This is a genomic window from Gordonia spumicola, assembly GCF_009932475.1.
Lineage (GTDB): Bacteria > Actinomycetota > Actinomycetes > Mycobacteriales > Mycobacteriaceae > Gordonia > Gordonia spumicola.
The window spans coordinates 460,930-485,388 of record NZ_BJOV01000003.1; the positions used below are offsets into that span (position 1 = coordinate 460,930).

23 protein-coding genes and 1 pseudogene are annotated in these 24,459 nt (G+C 68.9%); 13 read left to right on the forward strand and 11 right to left on the reverse strand.

Annotation, left to right across the window (positions count from 1 at the left end):
• The first annotated feature begins 71 nt into the window (after nucleotides 1–71).
• From GYB83_RS08255 to GYB83_RS08280, 6 genes are all read left to right on the forward strand, one after another.
• Nucleotides 72–854 (forward strand): VOC family protein, encoded by a 783-nt coding sequence (locus GYB83_RS08255; protein ID WP_161895030.1) that lies wholly within the window; start codon nucleotides 72–74, stop codon nucleotides 852–854.
• Entirely contained in the window at nucleotides 851–1,702 is an 852-nt protein-coding gene (locus GYB83_RS08260; protein ID WP_161895031.1) for a cytochrome c oxidase assembly protein, read from the forward strand. The genes GYB83_RS08255 and GYB83_RS08260 overlap by 4 nt, the downstream gene beginning before the upstream one ends.
• Before the next feature lie 68 nt (nucleotides 1,703–1,770).
• Nucleotides 1,771–2,046 carry a hypothetical protein gene (locus tag GYB83_RS23955; protein WP_161895032.1) on the forward strand — a complete coding sequence of 92 codons (276 nt, stop codon included), beginning with the start codon at nucleotides 1,771–1,773 and terminating at the stop codon, nucleotides 2,044–2,046.
• Nucleotides 2,047–2,898: 852 nt separating this feature from the next.
• The gene (gene kstD, locus GYB83_RS08270; RefSeq protein WP_161895033.1) at nucleotides 2,899–4,596 is read left to right on the forward strand and encodes a 3-oxosteroid 1-dehydrogenase; all 1,698 of its coding nucleotides are present in this window, start codon (nucleotides 2,899–2,901) and stop codon (nucleotides 4,594–4,596) included.
• Nucleotide 4,597: 1 nt separating this feature from the next.
• Nucleotides 4,598–5,458, forward strand: a complete 861-nt coding sequence (gene chsH3 / locus GYB83_RS08275; protein WP_161895034.1) for an enoyl-CoA hydratase ChsH3 — start codon at nucleotides 4,598–4,600, stop codon at nucleotides 5,456–5,458.
• A 19-nt stretch (nucleotides 5,459–5,477) separates the two neighbouring features.
• Entirely contained in the window at nucleotides 5,478–5,909 is a 432-nt protein-coding gene (locus GYB83_RS08280) for a DUF6918 family protein (RefSeq protein WP_161895035.1), read from the forward strand.
• Nucleotides 5,910–5,988: 79 nt separating this feature from the next.
• Here GYB83_RS08280 and GYB83_RS23845 read toward each other — a convergent pair whose 3' ends face one another.
• Nucleotides 5,989–6,123 carry a hypothetical protein gene (locus GYB83_RS23845; protein WP_267130321.1) on the reverse strand — a complete coding sequence of 45 codons (135 nt, stop codon included), beginning with the start codon at nucleotides 6,121–6,123 and terminating at the stop codon, nucleotides 5,989–5,991.
• A gap of 116 nt (nucleotides 6,124–6,239) precedes the next feature.
• Between GYB83_RS23845 and GYB83_RS08285 the strand changes: the two genes are divergently transcribed.
• Both GYB83_RS08285 and GYB83_RS08290 read left to right on the forward strand, forming a co-directional pair.
• Nucleotides 6,240–7,775: an MFS transporter gene (locus tag GYB83_RS08285; protein ID WP_186349743.1), complete on the forward strand. Its 1,536-nt coding sequence runs from the start codon at nucleotides 6,240–6,242 to the stop codon at nucleotides 7,773–7,775.
• Nucleotides 7,776–7,777: 2 nt separating this feature from the next.
• Nucleotides 7,778–8,413, forward strand: coding sequence for a helix-turn-helix domain-containing protein (locus tag GYB83_RS08290; RefSeq protein ID WP_161895037.1), 636 nt, complete (start codon nucleotides 7,778–7,780; stop codon nucleotides 8,411–8,413).
• Here GYB83_RS08290 and GYB83_RS08295 read toward each other — a convergent pair.
• Complete coding sequence (locus GYB83_RS08295; RefSeq protein WP_161895038.1) at nucleotides 8,398–8,793, reverse strand: VOC family protein; 396 nt, start codon at nucleotides 8,791–8,793, stop codon at nucleotides 8,398–8,400. The genes GYB83_RS08290 and GYB83_RS08295 overlap by 16 nt on opposite strands.
• Nucleotides 8,794–8,882: 89 nt before the next feature.
• Here GYB83_RS08295 and GYB83_RS08300 point away from each other — a divergent pair, with 89 nt between their 5' ends.
• The 4 genes and pseudogenes from GYB83_RS08300 to GYB83_RS24225 all read left to right on the forward strand — a co-directional run bounded on the left by GYB83_RS08300 (nucleotide 8,883) and on the right by GYB83_RS24225 (nucleotide 13,371).
• The gene (locus GYB83_RS08300; protein ID WP_161895039.1) at nucleotides 8,883–9,761 is read left to right on the forward strand and encodes an SDR family NAD(P)-dependent oxidoreductase; all 879 of its coding nucleotides are present in this window, start codon (nucleotides 8,883–8,885) and stop codon (nucleotides 9,759–9,761) included.
• A 92-nt stretch (nucleotides 9,762–9,853) separates the two neighbouring features.
• Nucleotides 9,854–11,485, forward strand: coding sequence for a substrate-binding domain-containing protein (locus tag GYB83_RS08305; RefSeq protein WP_161895040.1), 1,632 nt, complete (start codon nucleotides 9,854–9,856; stop codon nucleotides 11,483–11,485).
• 281 nt (nucleotides 11,486–11,766) lie between these two features.
• A pseudogene (locus GYB83_RS24085) lies at nucleotides 11,767–12,276 on the forward strand (ATP-binding cassette domain-containing protein); the annotation flags it as partial.
• Between the two features lie 477 nt (nucleotides 12,277–12,753).
• Nucleotides 12,754–13,371 carry an ATP-binding cassette domain-containing protein gene (locus GYB83_RS24225; protein ID WP_443093431.1) on the forward strand — a complete coding sequence of 206 codons (618 nt, stop codon included), beginning with the start codon at nucleotides 12,754–12,756 and terminating at the stop codon, nucleotides 13,369–13,371.
• A gap of 3 nt (nucleotides 13,372–13,374) precedes the next feature.
• Here GYB83_RS24225 and GYB83_RS08315 read toward each other — a convergent pair whose 3' ends face one another.
• The 8 genes from GYB83_RS08315 to GYB83_RS08350 all read right to left on the reverse strand — a co-directional run bounded on the left by GYB83_RS08315 (nucleotide 13,375) and on the right by GYB83_RS08350 (nucleotide 22,462).
• Entirely contained in the window at nucleotides 13,375–13,722 is a 348-nt protein-coding gene (locus tag GYB83_RS08315; protein ID WP_161895042.1) for a DUF732 domain-containing protein, read from the reverse strand.
• 145 nt (nucleotides 13,723–13,867) lie between these two features.
• The gene (locus GYB83_RS08320) at nucleotides 13,868–15,493 is read right to left on the reverse strand and encodes an AMP-binding protein (RefSeq protein ID WP_161895043.1); all 1,626 of its coding nucleotides are present in this window, start codon (nucleotides 15,491–15,493) and stop codon (nucleotides 13,868–13,870) included.
• A gap of 43 nt (nucleotides 15,494–15,536) precedes the next feature.
• Nucleotides 15,537–16,712 carry a lipid-transfer protein gene (locus GYB83_RS08325; RefSeq protein ID WP_161895044.1) on the reverse strand — a complete coding sequence of 392 codons (1,176 nt, stop codon included), beginning with the start codon at nucleotides 16,710–16,712 and terminating at the stop codon, nucleotides 15,537–15,539.
• Complete coding sequence (locus GYB83_RS08330) at nucleotides 16,712–17,107, reverse strand: MaoC family dehydratase (protein WP_161895045.1); 396 nt, start codon at nucleotides 17,105–17,107, stop codon at nucleotides 16,712–16,714. The genes GYB83_RS08325 and GYB83_RS08330 overlap by 1 nt, the downstream gene beginning before the upstream one ends.
• On the reverse strand, nucleotides 17,104–18,090 hold the full coding sequence (locus tag GYB83_RS08335; protein ID WP_161895046.1) for a bifunctional MaoC family dehydratase N-terminal/OB-fold nucleic acid binding domain-containing protein: 987 nt from the start codon (nucleotides 18,088–18,090) through the stop codon (nucleotides 17,104–17,106). The genes GYB83_RS08330 and GYB83_RS08335 overlap by 4 nt, the downstream gene beginning before the upstream one ends.
• Complete coding sequence (locus tag GYB83_RS08340; RefSeq protein ID WP_161895047.1) at nucleotides 18,087–19,253, reverse strand: acyl-CoA dehydrogenase family protein; 1,167 nt, start codon at nucleotides 19,251–19,253, stop codon at nucleotides 18,087–18,089. Before GYB83_RS08340 ends, GYB83_RS08335 begins: the two co-directional genes overlap by 4 nt.
• Nucleotides 19,244–20,263 (reverse strand): acyl-CoA dehydrogenase family protein, encoded by a 1,020-nt coding sequence (locus GYB83_RS08345; protein ID WP_161895048.1) that lies wholly within the window; start codon nucleotides 20,261–20,263, stop codon nucleotides 19,244–19,246. Before GYB83_RS08345 ends, GYB83_RS08340 begins: the two co-directional genes overlap by 10 nt.
• 78 nt (nucleotides 20,264–20,341) lie before the next feature.
• Complete coding sequence (locus tag GYB83_RS08350) at nucleotides 20,342–22,462, reverse strand: acyl-CoA dehydrogenase family protein (RefSeq protein ID WP_161895049.1); 2,121 nt, start codon at nucleotides 22,460–22,462, stop codon at nucleotides 20,342–20,344.
• 123 nt (nucleotides 22,463–22,585) lie between these two features.
• Between GYB83_RS08350 and kstR the strand changes: the two genes are divergently transcribed.
• Nucleotides 22,586–23,245: a cholesterol catabolism transcriptional regulator KstR gene (kstR, locus tag GYB83_RS08355; protein WP_161895050.1), complete on the forward strand. Its 660-nt coding sequence runs from the start codon at nucleotides 22,586–22,588 to the stop codon at nucleotides 23,243–23,245.
• 92 nt (nucleotides 23,246–23,337) lie between these two features.
• Here the strand turns inward: kstR and GYB83_RS08360 are convergent, their stop codons facing one another.
• The gene (locus GYB83_RS08360; RefSeq protein ID WP_161895051.1) at nucleotides 23,338–24,369 is read right to left on the reverse strand and encodes an alpha/beta hydrolase; all 1,032 of its coding nucleotides are present in this window, start codon (nucleotides 24,367–24,369) and stop codon (nucleotides 23,338–23,340) included.
• Between the last annotated feature and the right edge of the window lie 90 nt (nucleotides 24,370–24,459).

The following is a 24,459-nucleotide window of genomic DNA, read 5'->3' on the forward strand; positions in this document are numbered from 1 at the left end:
AAGACTCTGGACGCGGCGGCCTGTGGGGCGAACAATCGACAGTGATCCGCTTCCCAGCAGAGGAGTCCACCATGCCCGCACACACCCCGGCGTCCACCGCGCCGATCTGGTTCGACCTCGCGTCCAGCGACCCCGGCCGGGCCGCCGACTTCTACACCACGCTGTTCGGGTGGACCGCCGACGAGCCGTCCGCCGAATTCGGCGGCTATCAGAACTTCCGGCGCGACGGCGCGCTCGTCGCGGGACTCGGACCCGCGCAGGACGGCGGACCGGCCGACGTGTGGACGGTCTACTTCCGCTCGGACGACATCCCGGCCACCCTCGAGGCCGCCGAGGCCGCGGGCGGAACGGTGATCGCATCCGCGATGCAGATCGGCGACCTCGGTTCGATGGCGGTCCTCGCCGACCCGGCCGGCGGGGCCTTCGGCCTCTGGCAGCCGGGCACGCACGCCGGCTTCTCGACGATGGGCGAACCGGGGGCTCCGTACTGGTTCGACGAGATGAGCATGGACTACGACGCGTCGAAGGCCTTCTACGAGACGACCTTCGGCTGGACGCTCACCGAGATCGGGGAGGGAACCGAGGGCGGGCCCGGCCAGTACTCGCAGGTCCTCATCGGCGGCGAAGCGCAGGCCGGAATCATGGCGGCGGCCGGCATGCTCGGCGAGGGCCACCCGTCGTTCTGGCAGGTGTACATCACGGTCGACGACGTCCCGACGACGCTCGACCGCGTGGTTGAGCTCGGCGGCGCCGTCCTCATGCCGGCCGACGACACCCCGTTCGGCGTCCTCGCGTCGTTCAAGGATCCGCTCGGGTCCGCGATCTGCATCGCCTCCGTCCCCGAAGGCATGTGACTGTCCCCGAATTCACTGCGGCCGCACTGATCGACGCCTGGCGGTTCGACGCCGTCACGGTCCTCGCGGTGGTCGTGGTCGGCGGCGGCTATGCGGTCGTCGCCCGTGCGCGTCCGCTCCACGACCGCGTGTTCTTCACGTCGGGCTGCGCGCTGTGGCTGTGGGTCGGCTGTGGATTCCCCGGCGTGTTCGGCGGCCAGCTGTTCTGGGCGCGGGCGCTCGGCGTCGTCGTCTCGCTGACGGTGATCCCCCTGCTGTTGGCCGCGGGGCGACCGGTGACGGCGATCGCGAGCGGCCGCGGGGGCCGACGCCTCCTCCTCCGCGCGGCCGGGACGCGCGGGGTCCGCGTCGCGACGTCTCCGCAGGTCACGTCGATTGTCTTCCTCGGCGTCCCGTGGCTGCTGTACCTGACACCGTGGTACCGGGCGGTCCTGGAGTCGGCCGCGGTCGACGCGCTGACCGGGCTGCTGCTCGTCGCCGTCGGCTCGCTGTACTACTACGCGCGGCTCCAGATCGACCCGGTCCCCGTGCGTCGCCACGCCGGAGTGTCGTTGCTGATCACCGTCGGCGAGTCGCTCGGCGACGGAGTGCTCGGCGTGGTCCTGTGGCAGGGCCCGATGCTGGCGGCGGCGTACTACCAGGGCCTGCATCGCGATTGGGGGCCGAGTCCGAGAACCGACCAGACGATCGGCGCGGGCGTCCTGTGGATCCTCGGCGACGTCCTGTCTCTCCCTCTTCTGCTCCTCCTGATGCGTCGCATGCGCGACGACGACCGCGATCACCGCACCACCGAACCCGACGAACCCTGGTTCCTCACCGATCCCCGCTTCGCGGACCGTTTCCGCTGATCGTGACGAACATCCGGTAATCATCGGCGGAAACTCTCGCGGAGAGCACAGTCTGACCGTCGACAGGGATGAGGCCGTCCTCGCCACCCCAACCGCTGCAGCAAGCGCGCGATCTTGGCAGCGGTCACGCACGGGCGGTCGAACGCCTGTCCGAATCCGACTCGGACGGTTCGCTTGTCCTCACCGACGGCTGCATCGAGGTCTCGCTCCATGTCCGCGTCGCGCGACAGTGGATCGTCGTGGCCCAGGCGGCCGTCCAGTTCGACAATGAGCCCGAACTCGAGGTACTCATGATCCCGGAAGCCACTCCTCCCGACCGCGGTCGGCACCTGCCTGCGTGGTGACGGGAGACCGTGAGCCCGTTCAACGTGCGTCAGGAACCGATGTTCAAGCGTCGAACAGACGCCCGAGTGGACGTCGAGCAGAACTCTCATGATGAATGACGCCTGCCTCAGGCAGGGCCGATTCGACAATGCGGCGATGAGTCGTTCCGCCGTGGTGATTCGCGACTGGACGGGGTCGGCGAGGCACGCCACGAGGTCGACGACGCGCCGACACGACGCCGCACAGTCCAGGACCGCATGCTCGACGCGCGTTCTCGGCGGGGACGTGTTCCACATCGCGATTCCGTCAAGCCCTACCCGATAGTGGACGACCACCCCTGGCCGCTTCGTCACGCTGCGCTTGCTGTCGACGACGATGTGGATCGGCCCCGTTTCGGCACCCGATCCCAGCGTCGCCCTGACGGCTGACTGAAATCCGAGCACCGCCGGCGCCGCGTCCAGAACCGCGCACCAGGCTCGCTGCTCCCACGTGAGCGACCCAGTGTGCGCAACGTACACACCCGGGTACACCCTGACCCACTCTCGGCGGTAGACCTTCTTCCGGACGAAGGCCGAGTCGACTCCGCACTCCAATGCCTGCTTCCGACTGATCACTCCGGACTGCTCTCGGAGCATCGACTCGACACGCTGCGCAGCAACATCGCTCTCCCCCATGAGCACAGCATGGCCCGCAAAGACCCCGAATCGACCCGTCGCCCAAGTCTGTGGATAACCCCAGCGGCAGGTTCCGCCGATCGTGACGAACATCCGGTCACGATCGGCGGACACCCCGTCGGATCGACCCGACGCGACTCCTCGTCTACTCTGTACTGAAACGTGTTCTAGTTTTGCGCGCGAAGCGAAGGGAAAGACATGTCCAGCGAAGAGTTCGACGTCATCGTCGTTGGAGCGGGCGGAGCGGGCCTGGCGGCCGCACTCACCGCGAAGACGAAGGGCCTCAACACCGTCCTGATCGAGAAGTCCCCGTACTGGGGCGGCTCCACATCCCGGTCCGGCGGCGGCGTCTGGATTCCCAACAACAGCGTGCTCAAACGCGACGGCGTCGACGACACAGTCGACGCGGCCCGCACGTATGTGCACTCGATCATCGGCGAGCACGCGCCCGCCGACCGCATCGACGCCTACATCGACCGCGGCCCCGAAGCGCTCGACTATCTGATGGCGAACTCCCCGCTGAACCTGGAATGGGTCAAGGGCTACTCCGACTACTACCCGGAGGCTCCCGGCGGACGCGTCGGCGGACGCAGCGTGGAACCGCGCCCGTTCGACGCCCGCCTGCTGGGCGACGACCTGGCGACGCTGCACCCGCAGTACACCAAGGCCCCGCTCAACATGGTGGTGCTGCAGAGCGACTACAAGTGGATGAACGTGGGCATGCGCCACTGGCGCGGCATCGCGAAGATGGCGAAGGTGGCCGGACGTTTCACCTGGTCCAAGAGCCGCAACAAGAAGATGATCGCGATGGGCGCGGCGCTCGCCGCCGAACTCCTGATCGGCTGCCGCAAGGCAGGCGTCGACATCCGCCTGAGCACCCCGCTCACCGGCCTGATCGTCGAGGACGGCAAGGTCGTCGGCGCGCGTGTCGAGTCCGACGGCGCCCCCGCCGAGATCCGCGCGAAGTACGGCGTGATCCTCGCCAGCGGAGGCTTCGACCACAACGCCGAGATGCGTGCGCAGTACCAGCGGGCGCCGATCGGCACCGAGTGGACCACGGGCGCGGCGTCGAACGCCGGCGACGGCATCCGCGCGGCCCTCGACGCGGGCGCCGACGTCTCGCTGATGGACGACGCCTGGTGGGGTCCGACCATCCCGCTGCCGAAGGGGCCGTGGTTCGCGCTGTCCGAGCGCAACGTGCCCGGCACCTTCATGGTCAACGAGCGCGGCGTGCGCTTCATGAACGAGTCGCTCCCCTACGTCGAGGCGGGCCACCAGATGTACGGCGGCGACTTCGGCCAGGGCGAAGGCCCCGGCGCCAACATCCCGGCCTGGCTGGTGATGGACCAGCGCTGCCGCAACCGCTACCTGTTCGCGGGCCTGCCCGCGCGCCAGCCGATCCCGCGCAGCTGGCTCGAGTCCGGTGCGATCGTCAAGGCGAACACCATCGCCGAACTCGCCGAGAAGATGGGCGTCCCGGTGGACGCGCTGACGGCCACCACCGAGCGCTTCAACGGCTTCGCCCGCACCGGCGTCGACGCCGAGTTCGGGCGCGGCGTCAGCGGGTACGACAACTACTACGGCGACCCGACCAACAAGCCGAACCCGAACCTCGGCGTCGTCGACAAGGCCCCGTTCTACGCGGTCAAGATGGTACCGGGCGACCTCGGGACCAAGGGCGGCGTCGACACCGACGTCGCCGGACGCGCACTCCGCGCCGACGGCAGCGTCATCGACGGCCTGTACGCCGCGGGCAACACCAGCGCGCCGGTCATGGGCCACACGTACGCCGGCCCCGGCGCGACGATCGGCCCCGCGATGGTGTTCGGCTACCTCGCGGCGCTCGACGCCGCGGCCAAGGCCCGCAACAACGACGACGTCCGCGCGGGAGCCTGACATGCCCATCGATCCCAGCATCGCCCTCGGAGCCGACCTCGGCGAGCAGTCGTTCTCGTGGACGCCCCGCGAGATCGCGTCGTACAACCTCGCCGTCGGAGCCGCCGCCGATCCGATGGACGTCGTCGGACTGCAGTACGTCGACGATGCGGCCCCCAAGACCCTTCCGTCGTTCGCCACCGTGGCCGCGAACTTCTTCGCCACCGAGGCGCCGAAGGTCGTGTTCCCCGGTGTCGACATCGACCTCGCGAAGGTCGTCCACGGCAGCCAGCAGGTGCGCGTGCACCGCCCGATCCCGGCGTCCGGGTCGGCGACCACCCGGACCCGGATCGCCGAACTGCAGGACAAGGGCTCCGCGGCCGTCATCGTGCAGGAAGCGGTGACCGTCGACGAGAACGGCGAGCCGCTGTGGACCGCGCGGTCGTCGATCTTCGCCAAGGGCGAGGGCGGCTTCGGCGGCGACCGCGGCACGTCGAATCGCGTCGAGTACCCGGACCGGGCCCCCGATCACGTGATCACGGTCCCGACGCTGCCGCAGCAGGCCCTGCTGTACCGCCTGTGCGGCGACCGCAATCCGCTGCACAGCGACCCCGCGTTCGCCGCAGGTGCGGGCTTCCCGCGGCCGATCCTGCACGGTTTGTGCACGTACGGCACAGTTCTGCGCGCGGTCGTCGACGGCGTCTACGGAGGTGACGCAACCGCGGTCGTCGACTACTCAGTGACTTTCGCCGGAGTGGTGTTCCCCGGGGAGACGTTGCGGATCGACGCCTGGGAAGATGGCGGACGACTGCTCGCGACCACGAGCGTCGTCGAACGCGACGGCGCCGCGGCCCTGGGCAACGTCGTTTTCAGCACTTCGTAGACCTACCGAAAGGACATGCATGTCCACGTCTCTGCTTCCCGTTCTCGACGACAACCGTGAGGCCATGGCCGCCGATTTCGCCGATGTGATCGACGCGGAGGTGAAGAAGCAGTCGGGCCTGTCCGGCACCGCGCTGAAGGCCGCCTACGGCGCCGCACAGAAGTTCAAGCCGGGCATCGTCGTCACCGCCGTCACCCGTATGCTCCCCGAGTTCATGACGGCGCTGTCGCCGTTCTGGGACTCCAAGCCCGCGGGCGGGAGTTTCGGCGACCACCTGGCCGCCAACGGCGACGCCGCGGCGGAGGCCCTGCTCGCCATCACCGACAGCCGCACCGAGACCGCCCCCGGCGCACTGGCGAAGGCGTACAAGAGCGTTCGCGGCAAGGCCAAGAACTACGTCGTCGACGCTCTCCCCGCGGTGGGCGCCGTCGTCGAGAAGTACGCGGGCTGACCCTCCCCTGTCAGTCCCGGTCCAGATGCCGCTCGAAGCCTAGGCTTCGGGCGGCATCTGTCGTAATGTCAGTTATGAATCAGGCTGCGCTTGCGACGATGACCAGGAGCACGGCGATCACGCCGATCACTCCGGCCAACAGGATCAGCACTCGCCCGATGTGGAGACGCGCATTGTCGACCTGCGACGACGTTGCGACCTGGTCTACGGCCATGATGTTCCACTTCCGCTCATGTTCGGCTACAAGTCCGTGTTATTAGAGTTACACAAGTTACAAATGAAACGAGTGAACTGATGCTGCGTGTCGACGAACGATCAGATGACGACTCTATGACGTTCCGGTCCGCCTGGCTCATCCTCATCGCCTGCGCCGCCGTCAGCCTGGTGGTCGCCGCGATGGCCGCCCTGAACACGGCACTGCCGGGCATCGCCGTGGACACCGGATCGACCAATTCGCAGATGACGTGGATCCTCGACAGCTACACCTTAGTCCTCGCCGCCGTCCTGCTTCCGGCGGGCGCGATCGGCGACCGGATGGGACGACGCGGCGTTCTCCTCGTCGGTCTCGTGATCTTCGGCGTCGGCTCACTCTCGGCGATCTGGGTCGACACCCCGACCCAGCTCATCGCCACCCGGATCGTGGCGGGCGTGGGCGCCGCGCTGATCATGCCGACCACCCTGTCCCTGATCACCGCGGGCGTGCCCAAGGAGAAGCGCGCCGTCGCGATCAGCGTGTGGGCGGCCGTCGCGGGCGCGGGAGCCATCGCGGGCTTCTTCGTCACCGGCGTCCTGCTCAACTTCTTCCACTGGCATTCGGTGTTCATCACATTCGCCGTGTCGACGACGGCCGTGTTCGCCCTCACCCTGACCATCGGGACGTCGAAGGACGAGAACCCCGGCCGCTTCGACGTGATCGGCTCGCTCACCTCGATGGCGGCGGTCGCGGCCGTCGTCTTCGGGCTCCTCGAGGCTCCGCACCGCGGGTGGACCGATCCGTTGATCCTCGTCTGTCTTGTCGGCGGAGCCGCACTGGTCGCCGCGTTCATCATGATCGAGCATCGGCGCACCCATCCGCTGCTGGACGTCGACCTGTTCCGCAACCGCTCGTTCGCGTCCGGTTCGCTGTCAGTGGCCCTACAGTTCTTGGCCTCGTTCGGCGTCTTCTTCCTGGTGCTGCAGCAACTCCAACTGGTGTTCGGGTACTCACCGCTCAAATCGGCCGTCGCCCTGTTCCCGATGGTCGCGGGCGTCGGCTTCTTCGCCATGATCGGCAACTGGCTGGCCGTGCGGTACTCGCTGCGCGTGGTCCTCGGCGTCGGCATCGCGATCGCGGCGCTCGGCGTGATCCTGCTCGGCGTCGTCGAGACCGACGCCTACTGGAAGGTCGGGGTCCTGCTCGGGACCTGCGCGATCGGCATCGGACTGGCGACGGCCCCGTCGACGACCGCGATCATGTCGAACACGCCGCTCGACAACCAGGGCGTCGGATCGGCCGTCAACGACACCGCCCGCGAATTGGGAGCCGCCATCGGAATCGCGCTGGCCGGCAGCATCATGGCCGCGGGCTACGAGGACCGGATCGGCCCGACGGCCGACGCCGCGAAGGCCGGGATCGGAACGATCGACCCCTCGGCCGCGACGGTGGCCGACGAGGCGATCCGCGGGTCGCTCGCGGGCGCGGTCAAGGTGAGCGAGCAACTGCAGTCCACGGCGCCGCAGCTCGCGGAACAGATCGCCTCGGGCGCACGGGACGCGTTCTCGCCGCCGATGCAGACGGCCTGCCTGGTCCTCGGGTGCGTGCTCGCGGCGGGGGCGGTCTTCCTGGGCTGGTTCGCCCCTCGCGAGCTCGCGGCTCCACAGGACTGACGGTGCCGCGCGTGCAGGCCTGGTCGCACCGGATGACCGACGATCCCGTCCTCGTCTACCCGGACGGGTGCATGGACCTGGTGTGGGACGCGGACGGCGTCGTCCACGTCGCGGGCCCCGACACCGGACCTCGACAGGTCGTCCGGCCCGCGGGCTCGACGGTCTCCGGCGTCCGATTCGACCCCGGGGTGCTGCCCGCCCTGCTCTGCGTGCCCGCCGACGAACTGACCGACGAACTGGTCCCGCTCGCCGACGTCGTGCCACGACAACGACTCGCGGCCGTGCCACGACTGCGGCTGGACGACATCGCCGACGCGGCGGCGCGGCTGACCGTCGAACCGTGGGTTCCGCTGGTGGTCGGCGCGCTCGCCGACGGCGTTCCGGTGGCCGACATCGCCGATCGGCTCGGCGTCAGCGAACGCACCCTCCATCGTCGAGCGTGCGCCGCGTTCGGCTACGGTCCGCGCCGACTCCAGGTGATCCTGCGAGCGGGGCGGGCCATCGACCTCGTCCGAAGCGGCGTCGACCTGTCCGACACCGCCGCGGCCGCCGGGTACGCCGACTACGCCCACCTGTACCGGGACGTCGTCCGCCTCACCGGCAGACGACCCGCCGAGTTTCGTCACGCCCAGGCGTAGACGTCCACCTCGTTGCCGTTGGGATCGCGGACCGTCGCGTACCGCTGGCCCCACGCCGCGTCGAACGGTTCTCTCACGACCTGTCCTCCGACGCCCGCCAACTGTCCGACCACCGCGTCGACGTCGGCGGGCGACGCGCATTCGAACGCGAGGCTCATCGCCGACGATCCCGCAGGCGGACGCACCCAGTCCGGGTCGAACGAGTACACGGTCGACACCGGATCGAACATGACTCGGAACCCGCCGACGTCGGCCTCGACGTGCGGTGCGTCGTCGGGCACGGTCGGGATGTCGAGCCCGAGGAGACGGTAGAAGGCGAGCGTGGTCTGCAGGTCGTCGCAGACGATGCCAACGGCGTTCAGGCGCGGTGCGGAAGTCATGCGCTCACGCTAGCCCGCACCGCCGCCGCGGTCATGAACGTTTCGGACAGGCACTCGACACGGCCGCTCCGGCCCAGCACGATGGACGGATGCGCCTGAACCTCCGCAACCGGTCGTCCGTCTCCGGCCTCGTGATCGCCGTGACCGGGGGCGGACGCGGGATCGGACTGGCGATCGCGCGTCGCCTCGCCGACGAGGGCGCGCGAGTCGCCATCGGCGACCTCGCTCCCGCCGCCGACATCCCCGGAATCCGCGCCTATCCGCTCGACGTGACGGACGACGCGTCGTTCGACGCGTTCCTGACCTCCGTGCGGGCCGACCTCGGCCCGCTCGACGTCCTCGTCAACAATGCGGGCGTCATGTGGGTCGGGCCGTTCGACGCCGAACCGACCGCGGCCGCCGAGGCGATGGTCGCCGTCAATCTGCTCGGCGTGATCCGCGGCGTCCGCCTGGCGGCACCGGCCATGCGCGACCGCGGTGCGGGCCAGATCGTCACCGTGGCGTCGGCGGCGTCGCGTCTCGCACCGCCCGGCGAAGCCACGTACGCGGCCACCAAACACGGTGTCCTCGGCTACCTCACCGGTGTCCGCGAGGAACTTCGCGGCACCGGGGTCACCGTGACGGTGGTGATGCCCACCGTCGTCGACACCGAACTCGCAGCCGGAACCGAGAGCGGATCCGTGCCCGCCATGACGCCCGACGACGTGGCCGGGGCCGTCGTCGGCGCGATAGGCGGTCGACGATTCCACGTGTGGGTGCCCGGCCGGGTCGGGCCGCTCGTCGCGGTGGCCGGAATCCTGCCGCAGACCGTCCGCGACCTGGTCATGAGGCTGGCCGTCCCCGACCAAGTGCGCGCCGTCGCCGGATCGTCCGAACGGACGACGTACGAGCGCGGGCTCGTCGACGAGCGTAAGTCGTCTCACAGCGCGCCGGACGATGACGGCGACGACACGCCGCCATCGCCGTGAATGAGCCCAAAGACGGTGGTAATGTGTCGCCCCCCACCGCCATGGGCTAGCCTCGTTCGCATTCAGCAATTCCTGAAGGAGACGTCGAGACCATGGGCCAACACCACACCGCGTCGGCGCCCGCCGTGGATCGACCGTCGGAGCACCCGACTCCCCGACGCGGACTGCGGACCGCCGTCGCCGCCGGACTCGTCGTCGTCCTTGCGGGCGGCGTGTACGCGGTGTGGGACGCCAAGCACAGCGGCTGCGGCGACGTCCGCGACGTCTCGGTGATCGCCGAGGGCGACCTCGGCGACTACGTGACCCAGCTCGCCGATCAGGCCGGGCAGAACTCGTGCTTCAAGTACACCGTCGAAGCGGTCCCCGCCAGCCATGTGAACGAACGCCTCACACAGGCCGACGCCCCCGACATCTGGGTCGCCGAGTCCCCGTCCCGTGTGCGTCAGGTCGCCAACACCCTCGGCCGCACCTGGTCGGACATCGGCCCGTCGATCGGCACGTCGCCCATCCTCGTCGCGGGCCACGCCCTGCCCGACCTGCCGTCATGGTCGGCGATCATGACGATGCCGAAACTGCGGGTCGACCCGCCCGCCAAGAGCGACGTCAGCAACGCGGCCGTCATCGGGGCGCTCTCCGAGATGGAGGCAGGCAAGATGACGCATCAGCAGCTCATCGACGCCCTCACCACCCGTGCGCTCCGCATGAACGACGAGGACGGCGCGCCCGACCTCAAGGCGATGGCCGCGAGCGACGAGCCGTCGCTGGCGTTGGCGTCCGAACGCACCTACGCCAAGTTCAAGGACGCGAACCCCGACGCAGCCGTCGACGCCAAGATCCCCGCCAACGGCACCGTGAACCTCGACTACCGCATCGCCAACGTCGCCCAGGGCGACCGGCACGGGCCGGCCGACGACGCGATCGTCGCCCTCACCGACGTCCTGAAGACCGACGAGGGCAAGCGGATCCAGCAGGCCGCCGACATCCGGCCGGCCGACGGCACCCCGCTCCCCGACAAGGCCGGCCTCGGCACCGTCCCCCTCGTCAAACAGCCTGCCCGCGAGTTCGTCGACAACATCCAACGCAAGTGGACCGCGCTCACCCTCCCGATCCGGACGCTCGTCGTCCAGGACGTCTCGGGATCGATGAAGCGTCAAGCCGGCGGACGGTCGCGCGCCGACCTGCTCCGCGACGCGTCCGTCCTCGGCCTGACGAAGTTCCCGCGGAACACCGAACTCGGCTACTGGGTGTTCAGCAGCGACCGCGGCGGCCCCGGCATCCCCTACAAGGAAGTGATGCCGATCGTCCCGATCGCGGGCAACACCGACGGGACGTCCAACCGCCAGTTGTTCAGCGCCGCCATCAACAGCAGCCTGAGCGACCTGCACGGCGGCACGGGCCTCTACGACACGGCGCTCGCCGCGTTCAAGGCGGTCTACGACTCGTACGACCCGGCGTTCTCCAACTCGGTCATCCTGATGACCGACGGCCGCAATGAGGTCTCGAAGAGCATCACCCTCGATCAGCTCGTGTCACAGCTGACCATCTTGAAGAACCCGGCCCGGCGGATCCCGATCATCACGATCGGCATCTCCGAGGACGCCGACGTCGACGCGCTGAAGAAGATCTCGGACGCCACCGGAGGCAAGTCGTTCGTCGCCCGCGACCCCAACGACATCGCCTTGATCCTGCTCCAAGCCGTCGCATCCCGTTCCGACGACGCCTGAGCCGACCCGAACGGACGACGTCGAGGAAGGCTCGCAGCATTCACCGAGCGCCGTCGTCCCCGGCTCCACGCCTCCCGACCGAAATATCGGATGTGGCGGGACGAGTCGTCGGGTAGGGTCGCCGACGTGGAGTTGTTGATCGAGGATGTCCGGCCGCCGAGTTCCGGCGGCTGACCACACCGACGTACCTGGTACGCCGTCCGGCACGGACGGTCCTGTCGTGGTGGGCATCCGAATCACACACATTCTCGGCCACCCACGACGAAACGAGTCGTCTCCACATGTCATCACCCCACAATGCCGCCGTCACCCTGCGCGACCTGACTTTCGCGTGGCCCGACGGCGCCATCGCCATGTCGGACGTCGACGGGACGTTCACACAAGGCCGTACCGGCCTCGTCGGACGCAACGGGTCGGGCAAGTCGACCCTCCTCCGGCTGATCGCGGGCCTGCTCACTCCGACGGCGGGTCGCATCGACACCGCCGGCGACGTCGGTTATCTGCCCCAGACTCTCACCCTCACGACGGAGACGACTGTCGCCGAGCTGCTCGGCATCAGCCGGACGCTCGCCGCACTCCGGGCCATCGAGGCGGGCGAGGTCGACGAGGTCCACTTCGAGACCGTCGGCGACGACTGGGACATCGAGGCCCGCGCCGCGCAGGCCCTCGACCGGATCGGATTCAGCGCCGACGACCTCGACCGGCGAGTCGCCGACGTGTCCGGCGGCGAGGCGATGCTCATCGCCGTCACCGGTCTGGCCCTGCGTCGCACTCCGATCACGTTGCTCGACGAGCCGACGAACAATCTCGACCGGCCGACGCGGGCCACGCTCGCCGCCATGATCGACGACTGGCCCGGCACGTTGATCGTCGTCAGCCACGATCTGGAACTGCTCGAGCACATGGACTCCACCGCCGAGCTCTACAACGGCGAGGTGACCGTCTTCGGCGGGCCGTACAGCGAATGGCGTGCGCACTTGGACGCCGAGCAGACCGCGGCGGAGCAGGCCGCACGCACGGCGCAACAGACCCTCAAAGCCGAGAAGAGGCAACGGGTCGAGGCAGAGACACGATTGGCTCACCGCGCGAAGGTCGGCAAGAAGGCGCAGGCGGACGGCGGCCTGCCGAAGATCCTGGCAGGCAAACGCAAACGTAAGGCGCAGGAGTCCGCCGGATCGTTGCGGACGACGCTCGACGACAAGATCGCCGACGCGCAGGCGGCCCTCGACACGGCGGACGCACGCGTACGCGACGACGATCACATCCGCATGGAACTCCCCGACCCGGCGCTGCCGCGCAGCAGACGGATCGCCGAGTTCCGCGGCGGCGCCGCCGGCGACATCGTGATCGCCGGACCCGAACGCGTCGCGATCGTCGGACCGAACGGCTCGGGCAAGACGACGCTGCTCAGGCAGCTCGTGTCCGGGTCGCCGACCGCATCGTGCACGCTGCTCACCGACCGCTTCGGCTACCTGCCGCAGCGTCTGGACGGATTGGACGACGCGGCGAGCGCCGTACAGAACGTGCAGGCCGTCGCACCCGACTCCGAACCCGGCGACGTCCGGAACCGGCTCGCACGCCTGCTGATCCGCGGCGCGGCGGCCGACCGCCCGGTGTCGACGCTGTCGGGCGGCGAACGTTTCCGGGTGTCGCTGGCGACACTGCTGTTCGCGCAGCCGCCGAGCCACGTGCTGATCGTCGACGAACCGACCAACAACCTCGACGTCGCCAGCGTCGAACATCTCGCGGAGGCGTTGGACGCCTACCGCGGCGCATTGATCGTCGTCAGCCACGACAACGACTTCCTACGCCGGATCGGCATCGACACCGTCATCGAGATGGGACCCGAAGGGACGCTGCGGCAACGCGCCGATCTGCCCGAGTAGGAGCTATTCGTCGAGCGGCGGGACTCCGGGGATGGACGGGATGAGCTTGGACAGCTGATCGCGGCACAGCGAGCCGGTGGCCGCGCCGACGACCGCGGCGCCCTTGCCCGCGTCCTGGCCCTCGACGTCGGCGGCGACGGCGACCATCGCCTTACCCGATTTGAGGTCGGCGCACGCCTGCTCACCAGCGGCGACGGCGGCATCGTCGTCCGGGAACGTCACGTCGGCGTCCTTGATCGCCTGCAGGTACGCCGTCCGCTCCGGACTGGACCCGGAGTCGTCCGAACCACAGGCCCCGAGCAGGGCGGCGCCCGCGATGACGGGGACGATGAACAGGAGACGAGTACGCATCAATGCAATCCGTTCGTGGGGTAGGGAGGCGTCGTAACAGTACAAGCAAGCTCCGTCCGCACCCGATTCCCCACCACGATCGGGCACAAACGCACCGGCCGCCGAGCAGATTGACTGCGCGGCGGCCGGACCGAAAAGGACGAGGTCAGACGGGCTGCACGGCGTCGGCGGCCGTCGACTTGGCCCACTTGTAGTCGGCCTTGCCCGCGGGCGTGCGCTTGACCTCGTCGACGAAGACGACGGTGCGCGGGACCTTGTAGCGGGCGAGGGTCTTGCGGCAGTGCTCCTGGACGTCTTCCAGGCTCGGCTCGTCGAAGCCCGGCTTCAGCGAGGCGACGGCGGCGACCCGCTGACCGTACTTCGCGTCCGGGGCGGGGACGACGAGCGCGTCGGCGATCGCCGGGTGCCCGTGCAGCGCGCCCTCGACCTCTTCCGCGTACACCTTCTCGCCGCCGGTGTTGATGCACTGGCTGCCGCGGCCGAGGAAGATGATGCTGCCGTCCTCGCGGACGTAGCCCATGTCGCCGAGCACCGAGATGCGCGTGCCGTCCTCGAGGGTCGGGAACGTGCGCGCCGTCTTCTCCGGGTCCTTGTAGTAGCCGAGCGGGATGTTGCCGATGCGGGCGATGTGACCGACCTCGTTCGGCGTGGTGATCCGCTGGAACCGCTCGTCGACGACCATCATGCGGTCGGTCGGCGGAACCATCAGGTTGCCGTTCTCGTCCATCTTGATCTCGCCGTCGTTGCCCGACTCGGACGCGCCGAAGTTGTCGCGCAGGAGCAGGTCGGGCTTCACCGCGAGCATGCGGTCGCGGACGCTCTGGCTCCACAACGCGCCGCCCGACGTGACCGAGAACAGGGTCGAGAAGTCGGCGGTGTCCTTCTGCAGTTCCATCTGCTCGGCCAGCGGCATGCCCATGGCGTCGCCGACGATGAGGATCATCTGCGTCTTGTCGCGGCCGATGTTGCGGATCATCTTCTCGGCGTTGAAGTCACGTTCGAGGATGAGTCGGCTGCCGAGGGAGATGAACGTGAACAGCGAGTACGACGCCGCGCCGTGCATCAGCGGCGCCGCGATCAGGAACGACATCGACGGGAAGTTCTTCACCTCGCGCGACAGCTCGTCGAGGTCGGCGCGCGGCGGGCCGTACGGGTTGCCGCCGGAGATCGGCTTGCGGAAGAAGTCGTCGTGCTGCCACATGACGCCCTTCGGGTACCCGGTGGTGCCGCCGGTGTAGATCATGTAGATCTCTTCGCCGGTGCGCGCGGAGAAGTCGCGCTCGGCGGGCTTGCCCTTGTACTCGTCGAAGTCGACTATCTCGACGGTGCGGCCCTCCAGGGCCGCGGCGGCCTCGGTGAGCTCGTCGACGACGTCGCCGATCACGAACACGGTCCGCAACAGCGGCAGCTTCGGCATCAGTTCGGCGACACTGCGCTGGTGTTCGGGCAGTTCCACGACGATGGCCGCGGAGTCGGAGTTGTCGAAGATGTACTCGAGCTCGGCGTCGGTGTAGCGGTAGTTGACGTTCACCGGGACGGCGCGGATCTTGATCAGGCCGATCAGCGAGGTCACGTGCTCGACGCTGTTCTTCAGGTACAGCGCGACGTTGTCGTCCTTGCCGACACCGTGTGCGGCGAAGTTGTGCGCAACCTGGTTCGCCAGACCGTCCAGCTCCGCGTAACTGATGTCCTCGCCCTCCCAGGTGAGGACGATGCGCTCGGGCACAGAGTCGGCGACGGTCTCGAACACGTCTGCCAGGTTGAACTTCATGCTGTGGTCTCCTTGGTGAGATCGGGGTCGTGTGAGGGAGGGATCAGGCGGTCAGGACGAGACCGGACGTCGGAACGCCGGTGCCCGCGGTGACGAGCACCTGCGATGCGCCGTCGACCTGGTTGACGGAGTCGCCGCGCAATTGGCGGACGGCTTCGGCGATCCCGTTCATGCCGTGGATGTAGGCCTCGCCGAGTTGACCGCCGTGCGTGTTGAGCGGGAGCCTGCCGCCCACTTCGAGCGCTCCCGGCTCGCGGACGAAGTCCTTCGCCTCGCCGCGTCCGCAGAAGCCGAGCTCTTCGAGCTGGATGAGGGCGTACGGCGTGAAGTGGTCGTACAGGACCGCCATGTCCATGTCGGTCGGCCGCAGACCCGATTGCTCCCACAGCTGTCGACCCACGAGGCCCATCTCTTCCAGCGCGGGGAGACTGTCCCGGTAGTAGCTGGTCATGATGAACTGATCGCGTCCGCTGCCCGATGCGGCTCCCGCGATCGAGACCGGCTTCTGCTTGAGGTCCTTCGCGCGCTCCGGGGAGACGACGACGATCGCGACACCGCCGTCCGACTCCTGGCAGCAGTCGAGCAGGTGCAGGGGTTCGGCGATGTACCGCGAGTTCTGGTGGTCCTCCAGGGTGATCGGCTTGCCGTGGAAGAACGCGTTCGGGTTCACCGCGGCGTGCTTGCGGTCGACGACGGCGACGCGGCCGAAGTCCTCGCTCGTCGCCCCGTACTCGTGCATGTACCGCTGGGCCGTCATCGCGACGAACGCCGCGGGCGTCGACAGGCCGTGCGGGTACGAGAAGGCATTGTCGGTGCCCGACGAGTTCTCCTGATTCGCGACGGCCGCGCTCACCTGGCCGAACCGGTTGCCCGAGCGTTCGTTGAACGCGCGGTAGGCCACCGCGACGTCGCACACGCCGGTCGCCACGGCCATCGCCGCCTGCTGCACCGTGGAGCACGCAGCGCCGCCGCCGTAGTGAATGCGCGAGAAGTACGTGAGCTCGGGGATGCCGACGGCGCGGGCGACGGCGATCTCGGTGTTCGTGTCCATCGTGAACGTGACGAGACCGTCGACGTCGTTCGGCGTGAGGCCGGCGTCGGCGAGTGCGGCGTTGATCGCCTCGGCCGCGAGCCGCAGTTCGCTTCGGCCCGAGTTCTTGGAGAAGTCGGTCGCGCCGATGCCCGCGATGGACGCCTTGCCGGAGAGGGTCCTGCTCATCACGCCTCCTGAGCGGTGAAGACGACGGTCGAGATGACGTGCTTGCCGAGCGAGTTGGTGCCGGTGACGGCGACCGAGACACGGTCGCCGTCCACCTCGGTCACCTCGCCGGTGAACGTCAGCGAGTCGTAGGCGTACCAGGGCACGCCGAGCTTCAGGTTGATCGATCCGATCCGAGCCGATGGTCCGGCCCAGTCGGTGACGAACCGCTCCACCAGCCCCGTGTCGGTGAGGATGTTGACGAAGATGTCCTTCGAGCCCTTCTGATGCGCGAGGTCCCGGTCGTGGTGCACGTCCTGAAAGTCGCGGGTCGCGAGGGCCGTCGCCACCACGAACGTCGGAGTCGCGTCGATGGTCAGCGGCGGCAGCGTGGCGCCGACGGCGATCGTGGTCACTTGGATGCTCCTGCCGGAGTGAAGGCGTACAGGGTCCACGCGTCGGCGTCTCCGTCCGCGGGGAAGTCCAGGAACGTGACCTCGACGTCGAGCCCGATGCGGACGTCTGCCGGATCGATTCCGCGGAGTTCGCCGAGCATGCGGACGCCCTCCTCGAGTTCGACCAGCGCCACCGCGAACGGCAGCGAGCGGCCCGGCACCTTCGGCGCGTGATGGATCACGTGGCTGTACACGGTTCCGCGGCCCGAGGACACGACGTAGTCGGTGGCGCCGAACTCACCGTCGTCACCGCGCGGCTTCCACGTGGCCGGGATCGGCGGATGGCGCAGCGACCCGTCGTCGAGTCGCTGGATGCGCAGCTCATGGGCCGCCACACCGTCCCAGAAGAACGCGGTGTCGCGAGACTTGGACGGCTTGATGAGCTTGGCCGGGTCCAAGTCGGGCGTGGCGCTGACCGGCTCTGCCTTCGCCGCGGGCCGGAATTTGAGGATCCGGAAATGCATCTCAGCGACGAGTTCGTCACCCACCGACCAGTTGTTCTTCGTGGTGAAGAACCAGCCCTCGCCGAGCGCGGTGTTCTTGGGGCCAACCACATCGACGAGCTCGGAGGAGATCGTCACCTCCTCACCGGGCGAGGTGTAGCGGTGGTAGACGGTGTCGCAGTTGGTCGCGACCACCGACGTGTAGCCCGCCTCGTCGAACAGTTCCGTCGCCAGGCCGAGCGGATCGTCGTCGGCGCGGACGCCGTGCAGACCGCGCATGGTCCACACCTGCGCCATCGCGGGCGGCGCGACGATCCCGTCGTGACCGGCCGCGCGCGCGGCCTCGTCGTCGACGTAGATCGGGTTGGCATCGCCCATCGCCTCGACCCAGTTGTGGATCATCGGGCGGTTGATCGGGTCGCGGCCCCGCTTGGGCGCGCTGGCGCCCTTCGCCTTGATCGCGTCGGCCGCGGCGCGGATCTCGTCGTGCGTCATCGTCATCGCTTCACCCGTGGGAGTCCCAGACCGGCGGTGCCGATCATGTCGCGCATGACCTCGTTGACGCCGCCGCCGAACGTGATCACCGCGTTGCGCTTCGCCATCATGTCGAGCCAGTCCGCGAGGTCCGCGGTGCCCGGGTCGGTGAAGTCTCCGTAGCGGCCGACGATCTCGTCGGCCATCCGATGAATCGTCTGGATCCGTTCGGTGGAGAACACCTTCGTCGCGGCCGCCGACGCCATCGAGATCTCGCCGCTCGACGCGACCTGCCAGTTCAACAGCTCGTTGAGGCGCTCGTACGCTCCGATCGTCGCGAGGGCGCGACGGACGTCGTCCCGGGCGATCACCGGCCCGCCGTCGACCTGCGCGGTCTGCGCCCAGTCGCGGATCTTGTCGGCGACGCCGCCGATGCGGCCCGACGGTCCGAGCATCACGCGCTCGTGGTTGAGCTGGGTGGTGATCAGCTTCCAGCCGTCGCCCTCCTCGCCGACCCGCATCGACACCGGGACCTTCACGTCGCTGTAGTACGTGGCGTTCACATGGTGCGCGCCGTCCGCGGTGATGATCGGGGTCCACGTGAAACCGGGATCGCGCGTGTCCAGGATCAGGATCGAGATGCCCTTGTGTTTGGGCGCGTCCTGGTCGGTGCGGCACGCGAGCCAGATGTAGTCCGCGTCGTGACCGCCGGTGGTGAAGATCTTCTGACCGTTGACGACGTAGTTCTCACCGGCCTCGTCGAGCACGGCCTTCGTCGTCAGCGATGCGAGGTCGGTGCCCGAATCCGGCTCGGTGTAGCCGATCGCGAAATGCACGTCGCCCGCCAGGATGCGCGGCAGGAACATGTCTTTCTGCTCCTGCGTGCCGTACTTCTGGAGCGTCGGTCCGACGGTCTGCAGCGTCACCGACGGGAGCGGGACGTCTGCGCGGACGGCCTCGTTGGTGAAGATCTGCTGTTCGATCTCGCCGAAACCCTTGCCGCCGAACTCGGCGGGCCAGCCGACGCCGAGCCAGCCGTCGGCGCCCATCTGCTTGATCACCTTGCGGTAGGTCGGCCCGTGGCGCTCGACACGCATGGTGCGGGCGTCGTCGTCCGAGATCAGGGTGGAGAAGTATGTCCGCAGCTCGTCGCGGAGAGCGAGCTGGGCGTCGGTGAACGCTATGAACATGGCGCCTCCACGGTCTGATCGGCGAGCACGGCCAGGGTGCGATCCGCGCCGCCCACGAGGCGGCCGAGGTCCTTGGCGATGGAGAAGTAGCGGTGCAGCGGATAGGTCACGTCGACGCCGATGCCGCCGTGCAGGTGCGTCATGGTGCGCATCGTGGCGGGGATCTCGGAGGCGATGTGGAACATCGCGGTCGCGAGGTCGGCCTGCGCGTCGCGCCCCTGGGCCAGTTCCCACGCGGCGGCGGTGCTCACGAGTTCGAGGGTCGCCGAGATCACGTAGACGTCGGCGAGCTGCTGTCCGACGGCCTGGAACGTGGCGATCGGCTTGCCGAACTGGTGACGGGTGCTCACGTGCTCGGCGGTGCGTGCGATGGCACCCGCGAGCAGGCCGTCCGCGTACGCGGTGAGCAGCGCGCGGTATGCGTCGACGAGCGGTTGCGGGTCGTCGGCGACCACGCTGTCGGCCCGCGCAGCGTCGAACCGCACGGTGTACTCGCCCCAGCCGGACGACGCGGTGGTGCGGAGAACGCTCACTCCGTCGGCGTCCGAGCCGATCACCGCGATGCCGCCGTCGGCCGCGACGACAAGGGTCGCACCGTCCGCGTGCAGCACGCCGGTCTTGACGCCGGTCAAGACCCCGTCGACGAGCGTGACGTCCAGCGGCTCGCCGAGCGCACGGCCCGGCTCGCCCACGGCTGCGGCGAACCGCCCCGCCGCGTCGGTCGACGCGCCGACCAGACCCGCCGCGAGCGAACCGATCAGCGGTGTGACGACCGCATCGCGTCCGGCTCGCCGGACCAGCGGTCGGAGCGCGTCGATGTCGAGATCGTCGCCGCCGTCCTCCTCGGTCAGCGGCATCGCGGTGACACCCGCGTCGACGAACGACTGCCAGGCAGCGGCGTCGAAGCCGTCCCCGACGAATTTTGTCTCCCAGTCCGGCTGCAGGCGCTTGACGACGTCGTCGGCGACGTCGGCCACGGCTGCGGCCGCGGGGTCCAGGGTGAAGTCCACCCGGCACCTCCTGAAGTGAAATTAGAACTTGTTCTATTTGTAGCAGACGTCACCGTCTGCTACCAAGCATTTGCTTGGTCAGCCGCGAGGGAGACCGAGGATCCGCTCGGCCGCCGCGTTCTTGAGGATCTGCGTGGTGCCGCCCGCGATCGACAGACACCGGTTGAGCAGCAGAAGTTCCGTCGCCGACGAGCTCGACAGCCCCTCGACACCGAGCAGGTCGGTCGCGAACTCCGGGACCGACTGCCGGTGCACCACGCCGATCAGCTTGCGGACGCTCGACGTCGCACCCGGGTCGGTGCCGGACAGTCGCTGCACGACGGATCGGGCGTCGAGCACCCGGCCGATATGCGCGTCGGCGATGATCCGTCCCAGCTCACGCGACTGTTCGAGACCCAGTTCGACGCCGTCGATCTGCTTGAGCAGGGCGTCCACCTCCTTGCCGAGGCCCGAGCCGCCCATCGCCACTCGTTCGTTCGCGAGCGTCGTGCGGGCCAGTCGCCAACCGCCGTCGACCGGTCCGACGACCATCTCATCGGGCACGAAAACGTCGTCGAGGAACACCTCGTTGAACATCGCTCGGCCGGTCAACTCGCGCAGCGGGCGGATGTCGATGCCCTCGGCCGCCATGTCGACGAGGAAGTACGTGATGCCCTTGTGCTTGGGCACGCTCGGATCGGTCCGGGCCAGGCAGACGGCCCACTGGGACATGTGCGCCTCGGACGTCCAGATCTTCTGACCGGTGAGGCGCCATCCGCCGTCGACGCGCTCGGCCTTGGTGCGCAGCGAGGCGAGGTCCGATCCCGCCTCGGGCTCGCTGAACAGCTGGCACCAGCGGATGTCGCCCGCCAGGGTCGGCGCGACGAACTTCTCGCGCTGCTCGTCGGTGCCGTGCTCCAGGATCGTCGGCAGCGCCCATCCGGCGATGACCAGATCCGGACGCGTGACGCCCACGCGGTCGAGTTCGGCGTCGATCAACAGCTGCAACGCGGGATCGGCGCCCAGACCGTACGGCTCCGGCCAGTGCGGGGCGAGGAGCTTGGTGCGTGCGAGCGCCGCCCGCCGCTCCGACTCCGGCGCCGCGGCAACCTCGTCCGCGGCGGCCGCGATGGCCGGACGGCGGTCCTGCACCGACTCCAGGTCGAGGGTGAACTCGCGCCGCGAGCCGCCGCGCCCGAGGCCCGCCAGTTCGACGCGGGCAGTCGATCCCTGACCGAGCAGCATGCGCGCGGCGAGCGCCGACCGGAGGTAGAGGTGAGCGTCGTGCTCGAACGTGAAGCCGATGCCGCCGAGGATCTGGACGGCGTCCTTCGCGTTCGCCGGCGCGAGGTCGGCGACCAGCACGGTCGCGGCGAGACGACTCAGCCGGGCCTGCGCGGCGTCACCGTCGTCGACCGCCGACGCGAGATCCCATGCGGCCGCCGTCAACTGCTCGCTGCGGCACAGCATGTCGGCGCAGATCTGCTTGACCGCCTGGAACGACCCGATCGGCGCACCGAACTGGGTCCGGACCTTCGCGTAGTCGACGGCGACGTCGAGCACGTGCCGGGCCACCCCCGACTGGTAGGCCGCGACACCCAGCACCAACAGGTCGACCAGGCGGTCGGCGTCGTCGATGCGGGTCGCCCGCACGTCGGACAGTCGTACCCGGTGCGGGATCGCGGTGCCGTCGAGCGGACCGGTCATCGGCGTCGCGTCGGCGGCCCCCTCGACCGCGTACCAACCGGCCTCGCCGTCCACGACGAGCGGTGCGACCACCAGCGCGTCGTCGACCCAGGCCGGGACGGGTCCGAGGTCGACGGCCCCGTCCACGACCACCGCGGGTCGGCCGGCGAGGGCCGACGCGGGCACGACCGCGGGACGATCTCCCGCCATGAGGGCTTCCGCGACTGCCGAACCCTGCCGCGCGAGCACGTACGCCGCGGCGACCGTCTGGGCGAGCGGACCCGGCACCAGCGACGCGCCGCACGCCTCGAGCATCACGGCGACGTCCTCAACGGATCCGCCCGCTCCGCCCGACTCCTCGTCGACGCCCGCCATGAAGACGCCGAGGTCGCCGACCTGACTGAGGTAATCTCGCCAAGACGCGCCGCCACTGTCGATGTCGGCGCGGACGAGGTCGACCACGGAACGGGCCGCGGCCCAGTCGGCGACACTGTCGGCGACGACTCGTTGGTCGGATGACGTGGCGATACTCACTGGAGTTTCCTCTGCGTTTCGGTTGTTTCAAGCAATTAGAACCTGTTCTAATAAACCTAGGGTGTACACGATTCAAGTGCCGCTGCCAACCAGCGGCCGCCCGCAACGAGGGGGAAACCGCACATGGCAGGCCCGGCGACCAGCACTAGCGACGTCGACGCACCGACGCCGCCCCCCACCCCGGCGCCCACATCCGGAGCCGAAGTCGGATCGGCCGCACAGCGCGAACGTCGTCGCCGGATCCTCGACGCGACCCTCGCCCTCGCGTCGAAGGGCGGATACGACGCCGTGCAGATGCGCACCGTGGCCGAGAAGGCCGATGTGGCGGTCGGCACCCTGTACCGCTACTTCCCGTCGAAGGTCCACCTGCTCGTCACCGCACTCGCTCGCGAGCTGGAGCGCTCGGAGAGCCGCGTCGACCGCACCAAGCTGCCCGGCGACAACGCCATCGAACGCCTGCGCCACGTGCTCGACATGATCACCTATGCGATGCAGCGCGATCCGTTGCTCACCGAGGCGATGACGCGGGCGTTCATGTTCGCCGACGCGTCCGCGGCCAGCGAGGTCGACAGGGTCGCGGGCATCATCGACCGACTCCTCGCGGGCGCGATGCTCGACCCGAAGGACCCGGACGCCACGGCCTCGGAGAACGACCTCGCGATCGCCCGCGTGATCTCCGACGTCTGGATGTCGAATCTCGTCCAGTGGCTCACGCGCCGCGCGTCGGCGACCGACGTCACCACGCGCATGGGACTCACGGTCCGCCTCCTTCTCGACAAGTAGCCCCCGGCCCCGTCGAGCGCAGCGCCGTCCTGAGCGAGCCTGCGAGCCGAAGGGTCGAGACCCTGGATCGAGCGCAGTCGAGACGCGAGTCGTCAGCCCTGCAGGTCGCGCGCGATCGACGGCCAGGTGTTGTGCAGGTCGCGTTCCCAGTACTCCCACGAGTGGGTTCCGGTCGGCCGGACGGTGAGGGTCGAGTCGACGCCGCCGGCGACGAGCACCTGCTGCATCTGCTGGGTGCAGCTGTCGACGACTGCTTCGATTGCTCCGCCCATCAGCACCTGGTCGATGAGCGTCGCCGGGTTGCCGTCGATGAGTCGCGCGCCGGGGACGTCGAACCGACCCGGCAGCCCGGTGCCCGTCGTCATGTAGACCTTGACGCCCTTGAGCTTGTCGGCGTGGAGGTAGGGGTCGTTGTCCTTCCATCCCTGCCCGCCGAGCGGTCCCCACATGTTGGTGATGTCGCCACGACCGCGGTCGCCGACGACGGTGCGGATGTACGCCTGGCCGAGCGGATCACTGGTTCGCGCACAGCCGCTGAAGGCGGCCACCGAGCGGTACAGCTCGGGTGCGGCGATCGCCAGGTTGAACACCGACGTGCCTGCCATCGAGATGCCCGCGATGGCGTTGGCCCCCGACGTCGAGAACGCCTCGTCGACGAGCGGCGGGAGTTCACGCGTCAAGAACGTCTGCCATTTGTTGCGACCGAGCACCGGGTCGTCGCGCTGCCAGTCGGTGTAGTACGAGAACGCGCCGCTGTTCGGAGTCACGACGGTGACGTTCTTGTCGGCGAAGAACGCCTTGTAGTCGGTCTTCGCCTTCCATGTCGCGTCGTCCTCGCCGCCGCCCGCACCGTTCAGCAGGTAGAGCACCGGGGTCGGAGCCGATGACTTCTCAGGATGGAGCACGGTGAGCGGGATGACGCGGCCCATGGACGCCGAGTAGACCTCGAACAGGGTCTCGCGCGGGCTCACGGCCGTCGTGCCGACGATGCGCGACGGCAACTGCGCCGTCATGGGCGCAGTAGGGGACGTCGTGGGGTCGGCCGACGCGACTCCCGTTCCCGCGCAGGTCGCCGCGACCATCGACAGCGCAGCCGCTCCCAGAACCACAGACCTTCGCATCATTCACCCCATCAGTCTCTTGCGAAACACCTGTCACAGAGTCTAGCGCTCTCGCAACCCGACAGGAAACGGCGCGTTCGGCGACATCCGACA